Below are 18,079 nucleotides of genomic sequence, written 5' to 3'. Positions count from 1 at the left end.
AAGCTGGTGACAGAACAACGCTGTGAAGATCGCGGATAATCGTAAAGACATCGCAAAGGGATCGAAAAGAGTTTGCTGATAATTTGCGCTAACCGCTATCAAACTGTGACTCGGGACACTGTTCCACACTTCCGTGCTTGCGGCGTCCACACCGGCAGAATTCGACGGTCCGGTGCCCTGCCACAGCACGCCGACAGAGGGGCGCTTGGTGTTCGGTGCGCTCGTGCCGGGGTGCAGTGGCGGCCTTGGGAGTTGGGGCCGATCAGCCGAGCAGCACCGAGGTGCGGTGAGCGCTGGGCGATATCGTGGTCCTCTCGGTGTCCTACATCCCAACCAAGGAGGCGCGTCGTGCGCAAGGCGGAGGCACTGATTCGTCGGCGGGCCCGGATCGCCCCCGCCGCCCGGCGACCACAGCGGAGGAGATGAGGGCCGGTGGCCAGAGCGTTTCGGGAGGCCAGGCTCGCGCGGCGGCGGGCGGTCGTGACCGCCGCGGGTGAGGTGTTCGCCGCGCACGGGTATCACGAGGCGAGCATGGCGGAGATCGCCGGCCGGGTCGGTATCAGCAAACCAGTGCTGTACAAGTCGTTTCCGAGCAAGCTGGAGTTGTATCTCACGGTCTTACAGGGCGCGGTCGACCGGCTGGCGGGCGGACTGCGCGAGGCGCTGTGCTGGGCCGGGGGGATGCGGTCGGCGGTGGCGGCGACGGTGGATGCCTACTTCGATTTCGTAGACGCTCACGAGCAGTGTTCCGCGGTGCTGTTCGGTGCGCAGGTGGTCGAGGAGCCATCGGTGCAGTGGACGGCGGCCCGCGGCCGAACACGCTGTGTCGACGCGGTTTTCGGAGCCATCGCACCCTATGCGGGGCTGGAGGCTCGCCGGGCCCGGCTGGTGGCGGTCGGGCTGGTAGGGGCCGCGCAGTCGTGCGCGCAGGAGTGGCTGGCCGCGGGGCGGCCGCTTCCGAAAAGCGAGGCGGTCGCGGTGACGATGGCGTTGTGCTGGCGTGGTCTGTCCGGAGTACGGCTGGATCCGGCGGCCCGGCCCGCGGGGGGATCGGTAGGACTCGCCGCCGGGATGCCGGAGGCGGACGGTGTGGTGTACAGAATAGGGCGCATGAGCGATTTGACTCCCATTACCGCCTGGAAGGCGTTGCGCGAGGGTAACGACCGATTCGTCGAGGGCCGCCTGCGGCATCCCAACCAGGGGGCCGCCGATCGGGCGAAACTGGCCGCGGGGCAGCACCCGTCGGCGATTCTGTTCGGGTGCGGGGATTCCCGGGTGGCGGCAGAGATCATTTTCGATCAGGGCCTCGGGGACATGTTCGTCGTGCGCACCGCTGGGCATGTGGTCGACGCCAGTGTGCTCGGATCGATCGAGTACGGCGTGCAGGTTCTGCACACCCCGCTGATCGTGGTGCTAGGACACGACAGCTGCGGCGCGGTGCGGGCGACGATCGACGCCCTCGACACCGGCGCGGTGCCCGGCGGGTTCATTCGCAGTGTGGTGGAGCGGGTGGCACCATCGATCCTGCTCGGCCGCCGCGAGGGCCTGGAATCGGTCGACGACCTCGAGGCCCGCCATGTCGCCGAGACCGCCGAGCTGCTGCGGCAGCGGTCGCAGATCATCGCCGACCGGATCGCCGCCGGTGAGTGCGCCATCGCCTGTGTCACTTACACTCTCGCCGATGGCAAGGCCAAGCTGAACCGGGTGATCGGCAATATCGGCGAGCTCGAGTAACGGCGCTATCCGCCGGCAGCATCCCGTAGCGTCGGGACCACCGCGCGCAGGCGTTCGGCGTTGATCGCACCCGCCCGAGTGAGGACCGGGACCGCGCCGGTGAGATCCACGATCGCCGAGGCGACCGCGGCCGGGGTGGGCCCGCCGTCGAGGTAGACCGCTACTGAATCGCCGAGCATGGTCTGTGCGGCGCCGCAGCTCTGCGGGGATGGTTGACCGGTCAGGTTGGCGCTCGAGACGGCCAGTGGCCCGGTCGCGGTGAGCAGCTCCAATGCCACCGGATGTGAGGGCATCCGGACCGCGACCGTGCCGCGGGTCTCCCCGAGATCCCAGCCCAGCCCCGGCCGCTGGCGGACGACCAAGGTCAGCCCACCCGGCCAGAACGCCTCCATCAGCGCCCGGCCGGGCGCGGGCAGGTCGGTGACCAGCTCGTCCACGATCTCCGGTGCGGCGACGAGCACCGGGGACGGCATCCCGCGGCCGCGGCCCTTGGCACGCAGTAGACGCGCCACCGCGGCGGGGTCGAAAGCGTCGGCGCCGACGCCGTACACGGTGTCGGTCGGCAAAACCACCAGCTCACCGCGGCGCACCGCCTTGGCGGCCTCCATCAGCCCGGCGGCGCGCCCGGCCGCCGCGGAGCAGTCATAGCGTGCCACGCCCAATACATTCACCCTTCGCTATTCGTGTCCGTGGCCCCGTGGCCCGCACTCGTTCATCGGCCCGTCAATCTATCGGCCCGCTCGGCTGGCGCGGTGGGCTCGGTAGGAGGGGCTGGGCGGCCGGGTCAGGGAGCGGTGGTGGCGGGCCAGTCGCGGGGGAGGTTGAGCCAGTTGCCGATCATGCCGATCGCGCTCAGGAATGCTTGCATCCCGTCCCAGCCGGCGGCGACGGCGCGTGGCCGGTCGTCGACTCGGAACGGGCACAGGGCGAGTCCATGGTCCGGTGACCGGAACGGCTTGCCGATGGTGATGCTGTGGTGCCGGCCGTCGTGGTCGATCGTGCGTGTGGCGACGATTTCACCGACTCCGGCTCCAACGGCGGTGCCGGAGCCGGGGTCGGAGCTGACGCTGGTGTCGGTGTCTGTCGGGTCCGGGAAGCCGAGCTCGGCAGGAAGGGTGAATCGGGCGCGGTCGGCGTCGCGGTTGGCGCGCGCCAGTTTCTGCCCGATCTCCGTGACTGCGGCGTGCAGGGCGGCCAACGAGTCGGTGCCGTGGCTGTGGAAGCGGTGTTCGTCGATGCGGAAGGCACAGTTCGCGCCACGCTCGGCCGGGGTGGGTTGGCCGACCTCGATCACGACTTCCTGACCGTCGTCGGTGGCCAGGCGGGACATGATCACTGTGCCGGGGACGCCGCTCATCACACCCTCCCGATCAGCGGGGACACAGTCGCTGATCATTGCCCGAACAGCCGGGCGTTCGGATTCCAACCGTGCGCCCGCCATCTTTCCAGCCCGCACGGCGAGATGTCGTCTGGTTCGGTGAACGGCTTTCGACGGCGGGCCGATTTCGGAACAGCTTCCACACCGGCCGGTGCCCTACATTGCGGTGAAGCCGCCGTCGGCCATGATCGCCGAACCGGTCATGAAGTCGGCGTCGTCGGAGGCGACGAACGCGATGACGGAGGCGATCTGTTCCGGTGTGCCCAGTCCGAGCGGCTGCCATTCGCGAATGCCGTCGAGGTAGGCGTCCATGCCGCCCTCGCGGTCGATGTAGGGCCTTGCCATCGGGGTGTCGACCATGCCCGGGCACACGCAGTTGGCTCGAATGCCGTCGCGGGCATGTTCGAGGGCGATGGCCTTGGTCAGCGCCAGCACACCGCCTTTGCTGGCGCAATAGGCGGCGAGGTGCTCCTCCGCGACCACCGAGGCGATCGACCCGACGTTGACGATGGAACCCCCGCCGCTGCGACGCATCACCGGTATCGCCTGCTGGCAGCAGCGGAAGATCCCGCTCAGGTTCACCTCGAGGGTGCATGCCCAATTCTGTTCGGACACTTCGAGGAACGATGCCTCCTCCACGACGGCGGCACAGTTGCACACGATGTGCAGTCCGCCGAGGTTCTCGGCCGCGAAGGCGATCGCCGCCCCTGTGTCGGTGGCGTCGGTGACATCCATACGGCGCGTGAGTAATCCGGGTCGGGACTCCTTGGACAGGGTCGCCAGACCCGCCTCGTCGATATCGACGGCGAGTACCCGCGCACCCTGCCGGGCAAGGGTTTGCGCGGTGGCGCGGCCGATACCCGAGGCAGCCCCGGTGACCAGCGCGCTCTTGTTGTCCAGCCGTGCCATCGCTTCCCTCGCTTCCGCTCGAATTCGACGGTACCGCTTGCCTTTTAGTGGGCAACCCCAGCGCACGCGGCGGCGTGGTCGAGCGGCCACCGGCGTCGCTGCCGCTACCTCAACCGCGGATGCTGGGGCCTGCCGGACCGGTCACCGTGCCGAATCGTTCGACGACCTCGAGCAGGCCGTCCACCGCCGCCGGCGACGAGTACGGATCACTGTGGGCGACGCCGGGGAACTGGTCCGAGTGTGCCACGAACGCGGCCTCGGATTCCGACCGATGCACCTGGATCGACGAGAGCCGGATCATCCGTCGGCGCGGGCTCCGCATGGTCTCGGCTCCTTCCTCGGGTCGCAGTCGGAGTTCTTCCATCGCAGCATGAGAACCGTCTGAACGGCCACCAAATCTGTTGACTCGCAAAAGATTCGGATTCTTGGCAGCGGTTGTCGAGTCGTTGGCGCACAGCGTCGGTGGCCTGCCGGTCGGTTTCGATCGTCTGCTCCGTCCCCACCATCTGCTGTTCTCACGTCATCGCTCGTGCCGCTGCCCCGGCGTGAGCGGGGTGGGGTCCTGCCACGCCCGAACTCTCATCGGCGATGAACCGTGCAGCGTGAAAGCCGCTACGACACTGACGATTACCTCATTATCGACAGGAATGGCCAGGCCGCGCGGCGAGGCCGCCGAGCGGGTGGTCCACAACACCCACTCGGTGACCCGCGTGATCTTCCTGCCGATGTTCTTCACGGCGCCCGCCGTCCTCCCACGGCGGCGGCGAGCCTTCCGCCGAGCCAGAGCCCGGCACCGTAGGTGGCGTGGGCGCGGAGGCTGGCGAGCCGCGCTTTGCGGGGATCCGGCGTCTTCGATGCAGCGATGCCCATACCGAAGGCCGGCTGCATGAACAACCAAGGGGCGGCGATGGTTCCGAGTCCGACGGCCATGCCGACGGGAAAGGCCGGTGGGCGGCCGCGAGAGATGAGATCGAGCGCGGCGGCGAAACCGATGCCGATCGCATAGTGCGCGGCGTACCCGAGCGGCTTCTCGGCGGGAATCTCCGGCGCGGCGACGATCGACTCGTGCGCGAACTCGCCGCGCGGCATGTGGCCCAGCCATCGGCCCACCAGACGATAGTCGAGTGATTTCGTCCCATAGGCTTTTTCGAGGGCAATGGCCACGGCGTCCATGGTCGCGGTGGCGGCGACGCCGGTGACGAGAATGCGGGTGGTCGGCTTCATGCGAGGTCTCCTTGCAGCGGAAGGGGTGTCGTGACGGTTGAGCGGTTGCGCTCGATCAGGACGAGCGGGATCGTCAGCAGCGCGAGGCCGGCGCCGATCCACGGGACCGCGGTGATCGGCGCACCGGAATTCAGTGCGAGCCCGGCGAATACGGGGACGAGGCTGATACCCAGCTGGAAGGCGGACACCGTGGTCGCGCCGGCCAGGGTGGGCGCATCGGCGGCGATGGCGAACACGCGGCCGTAGATGGCCGGGTTGAGCACGAATCCGAAGACGCCGAGCAGCAGGACGAGGGGAACCACCACAGCGGCCTGTCCGGCGAGGACGGCGATCAGCGTGGAACACAAGGCGACTCCCGCCGCCCCGGTCACCAGCGCTCTATGGGGATGCCGGTCGGAAATCCGGCCGCCGATCGCCAATCCGATGTACGCGCCGATGCCGAACAGCACGAGAACCGGTGCGAGCCACGTCTCCGATATCCCGGTCACCGCGGTCAGCAGTTCGGCGAGGTAGTTGAACGTGATCATGTAGGCGGCCGTGCTCAGCAGCGTCGCCGCGTAGACGAGCCACAGGCGGGGCCGCCGCATGGTGGCGAACTCGCGCTGGATACTCGGCTCCGTCCCGGCGCTCGTCGGCGGCATCACCACGGCGACAATGGCGGCGGCCACCACGGTGAGCACGACCACCAGCCAGAAGCCGCCCTGCCACCCGGTGCGGTAGCCGATGAACGTTCCGACGGGGCCGCCGAGGATCATCGCCAGGCCGAGCCCGCTGATCACCACACCCGAGGCGCGCGCCGCGCGGTCGGTCGGCACCAGGCCGACCGCCGTCACCGCGGCCACGGCGAAGAATCCCGCGTAGGCCAGACCCGCCACGAACCGGGTGACCAGCAGCGCGGAATAGCTTCCGATGATCAGCCCGGCCGCGACGCTGCCGGCAAATGCCAACTGGGTCAGGACGAGTGCGGTCCGCCGCGGCCAGTGCAGGCTCACCACCGCGAACGGCGGTCCGCCGAGGACGACGCCGATCGCGAACGCGGTGATCAGCCCGCCGACGGTGGCCAGGCTGACATCGATATCGGCGGCCACCGCGGGCAGCACCCCGGCGAGCAGAAATTCGGCGCTGCCCATGGCGAACAAACTGAAGGCCAGGAGATATACCCCGGGCGGGAGCAGCCGGCCTGGACGGCCGGTCCGCAGTGTCGACGTTGTACTCATGGTTCGAAGCGTGCGATTCGCGCCGCACTCTGGCAACGAATCGTTGCCGAAACAGGAACGCTCGCATGTACTGGAGCGGTGCAGAACCATCCCGCCATCGACGCCACCCTCAGCCAGATCGGAGTCCGGCTGCGCAAACTCCGGGAGAGCAAGGACCTTTCCCTCGCGGACCTCGGTCAGCTCACCGACATCTCCAAGAGCACCCTGTCCCGGCTCGAATCCGGCCAGCGCAAGCCGAGTCTGGAGCTGTTGCTGCCCATCGCGGCCGCTCTCGCGGTGCCGCTCGACGAGATCGTCGCCGCGCCCCGCATCGTCGATCCGCGCATGCCCCAGGAGCCCCGGCACAGCGGAGGCCGCGTCATCGTCTCGCTGTCGAGAACCCAGGGCGAGCCGAAGGCCTACAAACTGATCATCCCGGAAACCGAGTCCGAACCCTTCCCGCGCACCCACGCCGGCTACGAGTGGCTCTATGTCCTCAGCGGACGCCTGCGGCTCGTCCTCGGCGACTACGACGTGATTCTCGGCCCCGGCGAGGTCGCCGAATTCGATACCCAGCACCCCCATTGGTTCGGCTCCACCGGCCGCGGCAGCGTCGAAGTCCTCAGCCTCTTCGGCACCCAAGGCGAACGCATCCACATTCGAGCCAGATCCGCTCCCACCACGGCTTGACCTGCACGGGTCATCCGGGGACATGCGGATCGTCACCTACTGTCCCGATGGCCGCCTCGGCATGGAATCCTCTCTCCCGCAAGTAGATATGCCACGCTACGTGATGTCACTGAAAGAGGCTGGTCTTCAGCCGGGCCATTCCTCGTCCGTAGATTCTCGCTCCTGGCGATATTGGCTGGGTGAGGTGAGAATCATGGTAAGTATCACTGCCAGGACCGCCCAAAGGACGCCGGAAATCACCAGCGGCAGAATAAAAGCCCTGATCGCGTCGACCTCGGCCATGCAGGCGGGCCGGTAGTCGCAGCCCCGCTCCTTACTCAAACCTATGGCGTGGACGGCGTACGCGCCGATGAACGATGTGACCGAGAAGAATGTTGGCACAGCGACAGCGGCTTGCTGATTGACAGTCATCCCCATGGGTGCGGACCAGCCTCTTATCAGGTACGGCATCATCGGAAGTTTCTTGCTATTAAGAGCTTTCGGGAGATCTTCGATCGCCGGCCGCCTCCGGACACAGGGTTCTTTCGGCGATCGTGCAATCTTCATCCTCGGCCGACTTTCGCCCAGCGACTATCACTGCCGAAGGGCCTGGTGATGCAGTCGCCGACCACAAGGTCCGTGAAAGGGGATTTCTGGCATGCCGCGGGGAGGAGCGGCGGCACAGTCGGGCCGACGGCGAATACGGCCCCTGTGCATCGGAATCTTGTCACTTGCGACGCTGATGAGCTGCACATTCGGCATGAAAGGACGGTACGTACCGGTCTCGCCGGTCGATTGTTGATTCGGCTGTGGCCGAATCAACCGACCGTGGCCATGACTCGGAGCGCATCGTCGCTGCCCTGTCTGTGATGGTCACGGCCCGCTCGAGCGCTGAGCCCGGCGCCGGCCACCCGGTCGGGTGCTCGTGACCGGTGAACTGGCGGAGTCTGCTGGGTGACTGCTGACGGTCCGGGAGGGGGTTGTGCTGCGGCGTAGGGCCTGAGTGGGTAGCGTGGTAGGGGTTGTCTTGAAAGGTGCTCTGGGGCAAGGGATATGGTCAGGGTACTGACGATATGGCGATCCGGGAGTTGGGATGTTCGCGTGCGGGGGTTGGAAACACCTTGTGGTCGAGAGGGTCCTGATGGAAGTACCCGGGCGCTGAGCTGTCATTTCAACTGTAGACCTACGTTCTGGGAGATCTGTGACTGCCTCGTACCCGCCAGGAACCTGGTCATCGCAACAGCTTTCGGGCGGGCATCGGTCCGGTGCCGACGAGCGCTTCGCGATGTACACCCCTGAGTTTGCTGAGGATCCGCACGCGGCGTATGCGGCGCTGCGGAATCGGTATGGGTCGCTGGCGCCGGTGGATCTCGCGCCGGGGGTTCCTGCGACGCTGGTGCTCGGGTATGCGACCGCGGTGCGGATTCTCAATGATCCGGAGCATTTTCCGGCCGATCCGCGGCTGTGGCAGCCGACCGTACCCGCGGGGTGCCCCATTCTGCCGATGATGGAGTGGCGGCCGAATGCGTTGCGTAGCAGCGGATATGAACATGATCGGTATCGGGTGGCGAATGTCGCCGCGCTCGGGACCGTTGACCTGCACGGGATGCATACGGTTGTCGAGCAGATCGCGGTGCCGCTGATCAACGCCTTCTGCAGTGGGGCGGAGGGCGACAGCCGGCCCGGGGCGATGGGGTCCGCGGATCTGCTGTCCCAGTACATCTATCCGCTGGTCTATCGTGTGCTCGACTATGTGCTCGGGTTCGATGCCGATACCAGTGCGCAGGTCGGGGCCGGAATGGCGGCGATCTTCGATGCCTCCGGTGACGCGGACATCGGGAACAAGATGCTCGCCGAGGCCTTGGACGAACATGTCCGGCGCAAGCGCGCGTATCCGGGGCCGGACGTCACCTCTGAGCTGATCAAGAACAGCAACTTGAGCACCGAGGAGCTCATCCATCAGCTGGTGACATTGCACGGTGGTGGCAGTGAGCCGCAGGTGCACCTGATCTCGAACACACTGCTGCTCATGATGACCGATCACCGGTTCGCCGGTGACCTGCTCGGCGGCAGCCTGTCCACCCGTGACGCGCTCGATGAGGTGTTGTTCGCCAATCCGCCGCTGGCCAACTACTGCGTCACCTACCCGCGCCAGCCCACGCTGATCGACGATGTGTGGCTGCCCGCCCATCAGCCGGTGGTCATCAGCATGGCCGGATGCAATGCCGACCCCGCCATCCAAGCCGGTCGCCGTGCACAGTCGGGAAATCGATCGCATCTGGCGTGGAGCCTGGGGCCGCATCAGTGCCCGGCCCGGCGCCTCGGCTACCAGATCGCCCAGGACGCCATCGATTACCTTCTCGACGCGCTCCCGGAGCTGCACATGGCCGTGGACAGGACCGAACTCGTGTGGCGGCCCGGGCCGTTCCACCGCGCCCTGCAATCGCTGCCCGTCAAGTTCCCCGTATCTCCGCCATTGCCGTTTTAACCACCGAGTGAGGAAAAACGATGGAGCACACCACGCCGCTGGTCCTGGACCCGACCGGCACGGATATTCAGGGTGAGTCGGCGCGCATTCGCGCGCGCGGACCGGTCAGCAGGGTCGAGATGCCCGGCGGGATTCGGGCTTGGGCGGTCACCGATCAGGAGATCCTGCACAACCTGTTGCGTGATCCCCGCGTGTCGAAGGATGCCCGCCAGCACTGGCCCGCGTTCATTTCCGGTGAGATAGGTCAGGATTGGCCGCTCTACACCTGGGTGGCGGTGAACAATATGTTCACCGCGTACGGCGCCGATCACACGCGGCTGCGCAAGCTCGTGCGGCCCGCCTTCACGCCCCGCCGGACGCAGGCGCTGCGGCCGCGCGTGCAGGAGATCGCGTCGGAACTCCTTGACCGGCTCGCGCAAACCCCGCCCGGCCAGCCGGTCGATCTGCGTGAAATGTACTGCTACCCATTGCCGATCGGGGTCATCACCGAGCTCATGGGTGTGCCCGAGTTCCTGCACGCCGGCTTGCGCACCTGCGTCGACGGCATCTTCGACACCAGCCTCACACCCGAGCAGGCGCTGGCCAATTACCTGGAGATGCAGCGGATCCTGCGCGAACTCGTCACCTACCGCAGGGACACTCCGGGCGACGACATGACCAGTGTGCTGATCACCCACCGCGACGAGGACGACGGCTCGACGCTGACCGAGCAGGAACTCATCGACACCCTGCTGCTGGTGATCAGCGCCGGTCACGAAACCACCGTCAACCTGCTCGACCAAGCCATCTTCCTGCTGCTCACCCAGCCCGAGCAGTACGCGAAGGTCATCTCCGGCGCCGTGTCGTGGACCGAGGTGGTGGAGGAAACGCTGCGCTTCGAATCCCCGGTCGCGCACCTGCCGCTGCGCTACGCCGTCGAGGACCTCGACATCGACACCGACGCCGGTCCCGTCCGGATCGCCGCGGGCGAACCCATCCTGGCCTCCTACGCCGCCGCGGGCCGCGACCCCAAGGTCCACGGCGATACCGCCGAACAGTTCGACGTCGCCCGGGAAGTCAAGGCGCACCTCGCCTTCGGCTACGGCGCACACCTGTGCCTCGGCGCGCCCCTCGCCCGCCTCGAAGCCGAAATCGCCCTGTCCGCCCTCTTCGAGCGGTTCCCGGCAATGCGCCTGGCCAAGGACCCCGCCGACCTCGGAACGGTGCCGTCCTTCATCTCCAACGGCCACAGTTCGCTGCCGGTGCACCTCTCCTGATGCGGTAATCGAGGCCGTCCGCGACCAGCCCGCAACCCGGGCGGCCTCACCCCCCGGCCGAATCGGTGGCGGCGAAACACGCACAGGACAATCACCACCGAGCAGTGCCCGGCCCTATTGGGAGGCGCGGACGTCTGCGGCGAAGGCGTAGTCGCGCTGCCAATCCGGGCCGGTCGGGGCCAGGATGACCCGCTCGACCCCGGCGGCCTCGTAGGCGGCCAATTCGGCGGCGGCCTCGCGAGGATCCGCCGACAAGGCCGGTGCGACGATGGTGACCGCCGGCGTCGGCCGTTCGTATCGCTGCGCGAGGTCGTGCAACTCGGCCAGCAGAGCCGGGAGACGGTCGAGCCCGGGATCGATCGGCATCCAGGCGTCACCATGAGCGGCGGCCCGGCGCCGCGCACGGGCGCCGTTACCCGCGATCAGAATCGGCGGCACCGAGGAACCCGGCGACAGCGTGACCTCGAGGCCGTCGTCGAGCGCCACCTGCTTGCCGGTGATCAGATCCGGCAGCACCCCCAGCGCGCTGTCGGTGCGCGCCCCGCGCTCCTCGAACGGCACGCCCGCCGCCCGCCAGCCGATATCGCCGTGCGCGGGGTTACCCGTGCCGACACCCAGCAGCAACCTGCCGCCCGACAGCTGTTGCACAGTGCCGATCTCCTTGGCCGCCCACGCGATCGGCCGCAGCGCCAGCAGCATGGCGCCGAATCCGATCCGGATCCGATCGGTCACCGCCGCAGCGGTGGCGAGCGCGATCGTACTGTCGAGCATGGGCTGACTTGCGATGAGATGGTCCGAGGCCCACACGGATTCGAGTCCCGCCGCCTCCGCCGCCCGCGCGCTCTCCCGCACCCCCTCGGCCCCCGATTCGCCGATGTGCGGTCCCGAGGTGGGCAGGAATACGCCGATCTGAATAGCCACAGGTTGGCCTCCGATTTCCCTAGCAGTTGATTCACCACCAACGCTAAGGCGCTCGGATGCGCGTTCCAATACGTGATTCGCTCGGATCAATGCTCGAAACGCTCACTTCCGGTGGCTGAGCCCTCGATGATCGGTCGGTGTAGTCCGCAGCGGCCGTGGATCAGGCGTCGGCGTCGATATCGAGGACGGTGGCGGTGCGGGCCGCCATCCAGTAGTAGGCGTGTACCTGGATCAGTTCGACGAGTTCGCGGTCGGAGAGATGTTTGCGGGCCGCGGCGTAGGTGGCGTCGTCGACTCGGGGGCCGGCCGAGATCGCCTCGGACAGGCGGAGGACGGCGTGGTCGCGGTCGTCGAAAGTGGGGGCGTCCGCGCCGTGGAGGATGGCGTCGCGTTCGGCGTCGGTGAGCAGGCCCGCGCGTGGGATGTGGCGTTGGCGAAGGTAGTGCGACTGTTCTACGCGGGTGACGGTGGTGGCGACCAGTTCGACCAGGCGCTCCGGGAGTTCCAGGGCGCGGTGCAGGGCGAAGGCGAGATCCATGACCAGGCCCGCGGTGCCCTCCGCGCGAGCGAAGGCCAGGAACAGGCGGGGATCGGGCGGGAGGATGTCGAACCAGGTGCGGAGATGCGGCTGGAGCCGATCGGGATCGGCATACGAAATGCGTGCCATCGGAACGATTTTAGGCATGGTCGGGCGACCGGAAGCAGAATGCGGTCGGATGCGCGAACTACTCGACTCGAGCGCGCGGGGAATCGGGTAGGGCGCTACTCGTGCGTGGTAGCAGGTTCGGACGGACGATACAGGTGGAAGACTGTCGTTTCAGCGGAGTGTGAGGGTCTGTGATGCTCGAGGCAGTGCAAATTTTCTGGGCGCCGCGGGGCGTCAGTATGCCGTCGCTGGATACCAAGACATTGATCGATATCCATGACGGGGATACTCCTGCCATCCGGATGCCCGTGCGGATGCTGTCGATCGACACACCGGAGGTCACGGCGGGCTCGCGGCAGGGTGCGGAGCGGGTGGACGAGAAGTTCGCTCAGCTGGCCGAGTGGATTCGGCAGCGGCCGGGCGATGTGCCGGTGTCGCGGCGGTTCGCGGACTATCTGCTGCCCAAGATAGAGACCGGCAAGGCGGGGACATTGCAGTTCACGCAGGGGACCCTGGCGGCGGACTTCGCGAAAGCGAATGCGGCGCAACGGTTGACGCGACCCGATGGGAGCAAGCGGACGCTGTTCGTGCGTACCGCGGATGCGCCGTTCGACACCAATGGCCGGCTGCTGGCCTATGTGGCGCCGAACTATTCGAAGGCCGAACGGGAGACGCTGACTCGCGAGCAGCGCTCGACGTTCAACCTGGACATGGTGCGGGAGGGGTGGGCCGCGCCGTTCGTGATCGTGCCGTCCATACCCGGCGAACTGGATCTGCCGCTGTTCCTCGCCGCCGCCGACGCGGCGGTCGCCGCGGGGCGCGGGATCTGGGGCGAGCCGGCCACCATGCCCGCCTACGAGTACCGCTCGGTGGAGCGGCTGTTCGCCATCGCGAAGTCCATCATCGTCGACGGAAAACCGGCCGCGGAACCGTTCGGCTGGCGGGAACGGTACTGCGTCGACATGCGGACGCGGGTGCTGGTCGGGCCCGAGGACTACTTCGATATCGATCCCATCTACCGGCTGTTCATCTGGCCCGCCGACGTGCGCGATGCCGTCAGCCGCCTGAACCTGACACCGTCGCCGCGGCTGGTCGGCGTCTCGTAACTGGGGTCGGGGAGTACTCACGACGGCAGGGGCGGCCGGGCGAAGGATCTGGGGTGCGCGCAGTCGCGCGCAGAACTCAGTACGGGAGGCTTTCATGACTGAGAAGTGCGGCGCGACGGCCGGTTGCCGGATCAGGGCATCGACGTGAGCACCGGACGCGGATTGATTGTCGAGGAAACGGATTTCCACAGTGCACGGCACGGGCATCGCCTGGTCGATCTGCGGTTCGGCCCGGCGGATCGGCGGGTGCCCACCGCCTACGCCATCGTCGATCTCAGTGCCCAGCAGGTCGCCGATGCGGGCGTGGTCCCGGAAGGCAAACTGCCCGAAGGGTATGCCGCCGCGCCGGGTCTCGGTGCAGGCGAGTTCGTCGGGCGCCGTGTCGTGGCCGCCGGAGGCGCCGGTGTGGACGTTCACGTGGGAGATCATCGACGGCAATAGCGAAGCGATCGCCTTCCGCAATATCGCCTATCGCGGAAAGACGGTGCTGTACAAGGCGAGTGTGCCCATGATCCGGGTGCAATACGACCAGGGCGGCGGACCGTACAAGGATCAGATGAGCACCGGCAACATGCAGGGACCGGTCTCCGTCTACGAGGGCAGCCCGGGGGAGGGGTACCGGTTCCTGGTGGTGGAGAGCTACCACGTCATCGGCCGCTACCACCTGCTCAACCGCTGGATCTTCCGCGACGACGGCATCATCCTGCCGCAGATGTACAGCGCCGGACTGCAACACCCGTACAACCATCGCCACCACGTGTACTGGCGGTTCGACTTCGATATCGACGGCGCCGCGAACAATCTCGTCCTCCAGCACCTGCCGACCGGTCAGGACTGGGGCTACGGCCCGGGCTGGCATCCCAAGACCACCGAAGTCACCGCCACCCATGCCGGCGACAACCGGTGGGCGGTGCTGAACAAGTCCACCAACCGCGGATTCCTCATCGACAAGGGACCATTCGACGGCACCAGCGACTGGTTCTCACCCCGCGACGTCGCCGTCACCGCCTGGCACGGCGCCGAGGACCTGCGCGGCGCGCTCGGCACCTCCACCGATGACCAACTCTGGCAACACATCAACGGGGAGAACGTCGACGGGCAGGACACCGTCCTGTGGTATGTCGCCCACCTCGCCCACGAGGCGCACGACGGCGGCGACGAATGGCATGTGTGCGGGCCGATCCTGCGCCACTTCCGTTACTGACGGCCGGTATCGATGAAGTAGCGTGGCGTTTCAACCCCCATCGGCTCCGGCAGGCGCTACAGTGGTCGGCGGAAGTCGTTGCAGCTGCAAAATCACCTGCAATTCACATTCCGCATGCCTCCGACAGCCTGTGCCTACTCCGCAGACAAGCTGTGCCAGAAAGGGATTCCCGAGAGCAGAAATTCCCTCCGTGAGCTGATACTCGAGGGGCGCGGTCCGGGTGGTGGGATAGCCCGGACCGCTGTCCACTTCGCTGTGCATCCGCTGGGGCGTTTCGGATGCCGGCATCACGCGGTTTGTACTGGAGGCGAGGCTGGGGTATGGCGGCACCCGAGGAAGATCAGCAGATCGACGAGCTCATCACCCGATTGGCGATCCGGTTCCCGCACTTGACATCGCGGGTCGTCGCCGAGGTGGTGCGTGGCATCCATCGGGAATTCGACGGCCACCGGGTCCGGGAATTCATTCCGCTACTCGTCGAGCGGATCGCCGAACGGCACCTGAGCCGCCGGGTCTCCTACTGCTCCAGCCTCGTGCACTATGACGCGCCGTCGCTGGGTGAACTATCCGTGCGCCCTGTGGCCCTGTCGCCCAGCCCGTACGCACCACGCTGGTAACCACCCGCGAAGCAGGCGCTGGTGCAGGCGAATGCGGGGGACAGGCCTGCACCATCACCTGCCGCAGGTCCGCTCGAGCGGGAGCGGGGCCGAGTGGTTAGGGTGGCTGGAGTGGCGATCGTTTCTGCGTTGATGTGTTATCCCATCAAAGGATGTGCGGGCAGTGCGATGCCCGCTGCCCGGATCGTGCCGACCGGGGTGGCCGATGATCGGACCTTCATGTTCGTGCGGCCCGACGGGTTGTTCCGGACGCAGCGGAGCACTCCGCGGCTGTCGGTGATCCGGCCGGAGCTGGCGAGCGACGGGGCGAAGCTGAGGCTGTCTGCGGACGAATTCGACAGCACCGCAATCGATGTGCGCTATGAAGGCCCCCGGCTGACCGTGTCCGTGCACGGCGTGTGGGAGGGCAGCGCGGTGGATCAGGGGGATGAGGCCGCCGCGTGGGCCAGTGATCTGCTCGGGGAGGAGGTGCGGCTGGTGCGCGTGCCGCCGGAGCATCGGCGTGCGGTGGATGACCGGCACGGTGATATCACGTTCACGGATTCCACTCCGCTGCACCTGACTTCGGTCTCGTCGCTGGACGATCTGAATGCCAGGATTTTGGAGAAGGGCGCGAATCCTGTACCGATGGAACGCTTCCGGCCCAATATCGTGATGACCGGATGGGCCGAGCCCTATGTCGAGGACGGCATTCGCGATTTCACCCTGGGCGAGGCCCGGCTGCGGTGGGTGAAGCCCGATGTCCGGTGCAATGTGACCCTTGTCGACCAGCCGACCGGTCAACGGTCCGGGCCCGAACCCCTACGCACCCTTGCCGATTACCGCCGCGACCCGGACGGCGGCGTCACCTTCGGCATCAAGGTCGCGGTGACCACGCCGGGCACGATTACCGTCGGTGACGAGATCATCGTGCACTGATCTCACACGCCGTAACCGCCGTCGACATCGAGCTTCTGCCCGCTGATGAAATCCGCGCGGTCGGAGGCCAGGAAGCAGACGGCCTCGGCGATGTCCTCGGCATCGCCGAAGGTGCGGAGCGGGATATTGCCCCGGGTGACGTCGAGGGCATGCGCGTCGAGCTCACCGGAGGCGATGAGGCGCTCGGCCATGCCGTCGATGGTCATGCCCGGGCCGACGCAATTGGCGCGGATGCCGAAGCGGCCCTCTTCGGCGGCGATACCGCGAATCAGGGCCTCCACCGCGGCTTTCGGCGAGCTCGACAGCCCGTCGCGGATGGGGAACCGGGTGGTGGCCGCGGTGGTGATGGCGACGATATTGCCGGCCGTGGCGCGCAGATGCGGGATGGCGGCGTGAGCCGCGTTGAAGAACCCCACCGCATCGGCGAGCACCTGGGATCGGAAGTCGCCCGGGGTGATTCGGCTCAGATGCCGCATGGGGATGTGCGGTCCCGCGGCGTAGACGAGAGTATGGATGCCGCCGAATGCGGCGGCCGCCGCGGCGGTGACCTCCGCGGTCCGGGTCGCATCCGAGAGGTCGAGTTGCCAGCTCCGGGCGGTGCGGCCGAGCGCCTCGGCCTCGGCGAGCAGTGGTTCGAGCGGCTCGGGGGAGCGGAAGTAGCTCAGCGCGACTCGGCTGCCGCGGCGCAGGAGCATCCGCGCGGTGGCGCGTCCCAGGCCGCCGCTGGCGCCGAGCACCAAGGCGGCCCCCGGGCGATGGCCGAAGTCGTTCATCTACTTCCTTCGTCGCTGCTGATGGCCTTCCATTAGTAGCCCGATCCGAGAAAACAAGCAACTGCTTGGTCGGAGATCAGGCGGGCGGCGGCGTGCCCAGCAGTTGTGTGCGGCAGGCGGCGACCTGATCGCGCAGGGCGGTGACGACGGCGGCGACCTCCGGGCGGCGCAGCGTTTCCGCGCGCGTGACGAGCCAGTAGGTGAGCCGGATGGCGACCTGGTCGGGCAGGATCCGCACCAGATCCGGGTGCCGGTCGGCCATGAAACAGGGCAGCAGGCCGATCCCGGCGGCGGCGCGGGTCGCTTCGACGTGAACGAAAACGTTTGTGGACGAGATGGATTGGCGCATGGCGATGGCGAACGACGATGCCAGGTCCAGGTCGTCGACCTGGAGCATGCTGTCGATGAAGTAGACGAAGGGATGGTGCGCCAGATCGGCGACGGAGGTGGGGGCGTCGTGGGTCGCGAGGTAGGACCGGGCGGTATACAACGCCAGGGTGTAATCGCCCAGCGCGATGGCCTCGGCCCGGCGGACCTGCGGTTTGCCCACCACTACTTCGATGTCGAGGCTGGAGCGTTGCGGTGAGGCGCGGCGGGTGGCGGCGACGATCTCCACCGAGATCTTGGGATGGGTGCGCTGCACGGTGGCGACGGCGGGTGCGGCGAGATAGGCGCTGAAGCCGTCGGTGGCCGACATGCGGACCACGCCTTCCAGCAGGGTCGCGCCTGCGGAGCCGGAAGTCAGTGAGCGGACCGCCGATTCGATGGTCTCGGCGGCGGCGAGGGCGTCCCGGCCGCGGTCGGTGAGTTCCCAGCCGCCGGCGCCGCGGGTGAGCACCCGGCCGCCCAGGGCCTGCTCGAGCGCGGCGATGCGGCGGGAGATGGTGGTGTGGTTGAGGCCCAGTTCCTCGGCTGCCGAAACGTAGCGGCCGGAGCGGCCGACGGCCAGCAGGACCAGCAGGTCGTCCGGATTCGGGCGGGGAGTGGTGGGGCTCACGCTCATGTGTGCATATTTGCAGATACATGCTGCGAATCTGGCC

General features: G+C 67.4%; 21 protein-coding genes and 1 pseudogene. 10 read left to right on the top strand and 12 right to left on the bottom strand.

What is annotated here, in order from left to right:
- Positions 1-432: 432 nt before the first annotated feature.
- Positions 433-990 (top strand): annotated as a pseudogene (locus tag ACYQ5L_RS24325) (TetR/AcrR family transcriptional regulator); the annotation flags it as partial.
- Positions 991-1,110: 120 nt separating this feature from the next.
- A complete protein-coding gene (locus ACYQ5L_RS24320) occupies positions 1,111-1,734 on the top strand; it encodes a carbonic anhydrase (protein WP_459963523.1) in 624 nt (207 codons plus the stop codon).
- 5 nt (positions 1,735-1,739) lie between these two features.
- Here the strand turns inward: ACYQ5L_RS24320 and ACYQ5L_RS24315 are convergent, their stop codons facing one another.
- From ACYQ5L_RS24315 to ACYQ5L_RS24285, 7 genes are all read right to left on the bottom strand, one after another.
- Entirely contained in the window at positions 1,740-2,342 is a 603-nt protein-coding gene (locus ACYQ5L_RS24315; protein ID WP_459963522.1) for an L-threonylcarbamoyladenylate synthase, read from the bottom strand.
- Between the two features lie 176 nt (positions 2,343-2,518).
- The gene (locus ACYQ5L_RS24310) at positions 2,519-3,091 is read right to left on the bottom strand and encodes a DUF6968 family protein (RefSeq protein ID WP_459960494.1); all 573 of its coding nucleotides are present in this window, start codon (positions 3,089-3,091) and stop codon (positions 2,519-2,521) included.
- 177 nt (positions 3,092-3,268) lie between these two features.
- Complete coding sequence (locus tag ACYQ5L_RS24305) at positions 3,269-4,021, bottom strand: SDR family NAD(P)-dependent oxidoreductase (RefSeq protein WP_459960492.1); 753 nt, start codon at positions 4,019-4,021, stop codon at positions 3,269-3,271.
- A 109-nt stretch (positions 4,022-4,130) separates the two neighbouring features.
- On the bottom strand, positions 4,131-4,343 hold the full coding sequence (locus ACYQ5L_RS24300) for a hypothetical protein (RefSeq protein ID WP_459960490.1): 213 nt from the start codon (positions 4,341-4,343) through the stop codon (positions 4,131-4,133).
- A 198-nt stretch (positions 4,344-4,541) separates the two neighbouring features.
- Entirely contained in the window at positions 4,542-4,757 is a 216-nt protein-coding gene (locus ACYQ5L_RS24295; protein WP_459960488.1) for a hypothetical protein, read from the bottom strand.
- Positions 4,754-5,245 carry a DUF2938 family protein gene (locus ACYQ5L_RS24290; protein WP_459960485.1) on the bottom strand — a complete coding sequence of 164 codons (492 nt, stop codon included), beginning with the start codon at positions 5,243-5,245 and terminating at the stop codon, positions 4,754-4,756. Before ACYQ5L_RS24290 ends, ACYQ5L_RS24295 begins: the two co-directional genes overlap by 4 nt.
- Positions 5,242-6,462 carry an MFS transporter gene (locus tag ACYQ5L_RS24285; protein ID WP_459960483.1) on the bottom strand — a complete coding sequence of 407 codons (1,221 nt, stop codon included), beginning with the start codon at positions 6,460-6,462 and terminating at the stop codon, positions 5,242-5,244. Before ACYQ5L_RS24285 ends, ACYQ5L_RS24290 begins: the two co-directional genes overlap by 4 nt.
- Before the next feature lie 78 nt (positions 6,463-6,540).
- On the opposite strand from ACYQ5L_RS24285, the gene ACYQ5L_RS24280 reads away from it, so the two are divergent.
- The gene (locus ACYQ5L_RS24280; protein WP_459960481.1) at positions 6,541-7,131 is read left to right on the top strand and encodes a helix-turn-helix domain-containing protein; all 591 of its coding nucleotides are present in this window, start codon (positions 6,541-6,543) and stop codon (positions 7,129-7,131) included.
- Positions 7,132-7,257: 126 nt separating this feature from the next.
- Here the strand turns inward: ACYQ5L_RS24280 and ACYQ5L_RS24275 are convergent, their stop codons facing one another.
- Positions 7,258-7,677, bottom strand: a complete 420-nt coding sequence (locus tag ACYQ5L_RS24275) for a hypothetical protein (RefSeq protein ID WP_459960479.1) — start codon at positions 7,675-7,677, stop codon at positions 7,258-7,260.
- A 718-nt stretch (positions 7,678-8,395) separates the two neighbouring features.
- Here ACYQ5L_RS24275 and ACYQ5L_RS24270 point away from each other — a divergent pair.
- Together ACYQ5L_RS24270 and ACYQ5L_RS24265 are read left to right on the top strand one after the other, a co-directional pair.
- Positions 8,396-9,598, top strand: coding sequence for a cytochrome P450 family protein (locus tag ACYQ5L_RS24270; RefSeq protein ID WP_459960477.1), 1,203 nt, complete (start codon positions 8,396-8,398; stop codon positions 9,596-9,598).
- 20 nt (positions 9,599-9,618) lie between these two features.
- Complete coding sequence (locus ACYQ5L_RS24265) at positions 9,619-10,854, top strand: cytochrome P450 family protein (protein ID WP_459960475.1); 1,236 nt, start codon at positions 9,619-9,621, stop codon at positions 10,852-10,854.
- Positions 10,855-10,968: 114 nt separating this feature from the next.
- On the opposite strand, the gene ACYQ5L_RS24260 is transcribed toward ACYQ5L_RS24265, so the two are convergent.
- The gene (locus ACYQ5L_RS24260) at positions 10,969-11,775 is read right to left on the bottom strand and encodes an LLM class flavin-dependent oxidoreductase (RefSeq protein ID WP_459960473.1); all 807 of its coding nucleotides are present in this window, start codon (positions 11,773-11,775) and stop codon (positions 10,969-10,971) included.
- 160 nt (positions 11,776-11,935) lie between these two features.
- Positions 11,936-12,442 carry a carboxymuconolactone decarboxylase family protein gene (locus tag ACYQ5L_RS24255; RefSeq protein WP_459960471.1) on the bottom strand — a complete coding sequence of 169 codons (507 nt, stop codon included), beginning with the start codon at positions 12,440-12,442 and terminating at the stop codon, positions 11,936-11,938.
- A gap of 218 nt (positions 12,443-12,660) precedes the next feature.
- Between ACYQ5L_RS24255 and ACYQ5L_RS24250 the strand changes: the two genes are divergently transcribed.
- From ACYQ5L_RS24250 to ACYQ5L_RS24230, 5 genes are all read left to right on the top strand, one after another.
- On the top strand, positions 12,661-13,527 hold the full coding sequence (locus tag ACYQ5L_RS24250; RefSeq protein ID WP_459960469.1) for a thermonuclease family protein: 867 nt from the start codon (positions 12,661-12,663) through the stop codon (positions 13,525-13,527).
- 105 nt (positions 13,528-13,632) lie between these two features.
- Complete coding sequence (locus tag ACYQ5L_RS24245) at positions 13,633-13,968, top strand: hypothetical protein (RefSeq protein WP_459960467.1); 336 nt, start codon at positions 13,633-13,635, stop codon at positions 13,966-13,968.
- Entirely contained in the window at positions 13,931-14,731 is an 801-nt protein-coding gene (locus ACYQ5L_RS24240; protein ID WP_459960465.1) for a hypothetical protein, read from the top strand. The genes ACYQ5L_RS24245 and ACYQ5L_RS24240 overlap by 38 nt, the downstream gene beginning before the upstream one ends.
- A gap of 320 nt (positions 14,732-15,051) precedes the next feature.
- Positions 15,052-15,348 carry a three-helix bundle dimerization domain-containing protein gene (locus ACYQ5L_RS24235; RefSeq protein ID WP_459960462.1) on the top strand — a complete coding sequence of 99 codons (297 nt, stop codon included), beginning with the start codon at positions 15,052-15,054 and terminating at the stop codon, positions 15,346-15,348.
- Between the two features lie 21 nt (positions 15,349-15,369).
- The gene (locus ACYQ5L_RS24230; RefSeq protein ID WP_459960460.1) at positions 15,370-16,266 is read left to right on the top strand and encodes an MOSC domain-containing protein; all 897 of its coding nucleotides are present in this window, start codon (positions 15,370-15,372) and stop codon (positions 16,264-16,266) included.
- Positions 16,267-16,268: 2 nt separating this feature from the next.
- Here the strand turns inward: ACYQ5L_RS24230 and ACYQ5L_RS24225 are convergent, their stop codons facing one another.
- Both ACYQ5L_RS24225 and ACYQ5L_RS24220 read right to left on the bottom strand, forming a co-directional pair.
- Positions 16,269-17,039: an SDR family NAD(P)-dependent oxidoreductase gene (locus tag ACYQ5L_RS24225; RefSeq protein WP_459960458.1), complete on the bottom strand. Its 771-nt coding sequence runs from the start codon at positions 17,037-17,039 to the stop codon at positions 16,269-16,271.
- A 76-nt stretch (positions 17,040-17,115) separates the two neighbouring features.
- Entirely contained in the window at positions 17,116-18,042 is a 927-nt protein-coding gene (locus ACYQ5L_RS24220; protein ID WP_459960456.1) for a LysR family transcriptional regulator, read from the bottom strand.
- Positions 18,043-18,079 lie beyond the last annotated feature (37 nt).

It is taken from the genome of Nocardia sp. IFM 10818, from assembly GCF_054655275.1.
The sequence above is the reverse complement of the archived record's forward strand: the minus strand, read 5'-3'. Positions and strand labels throughout refer to the sequence as shown.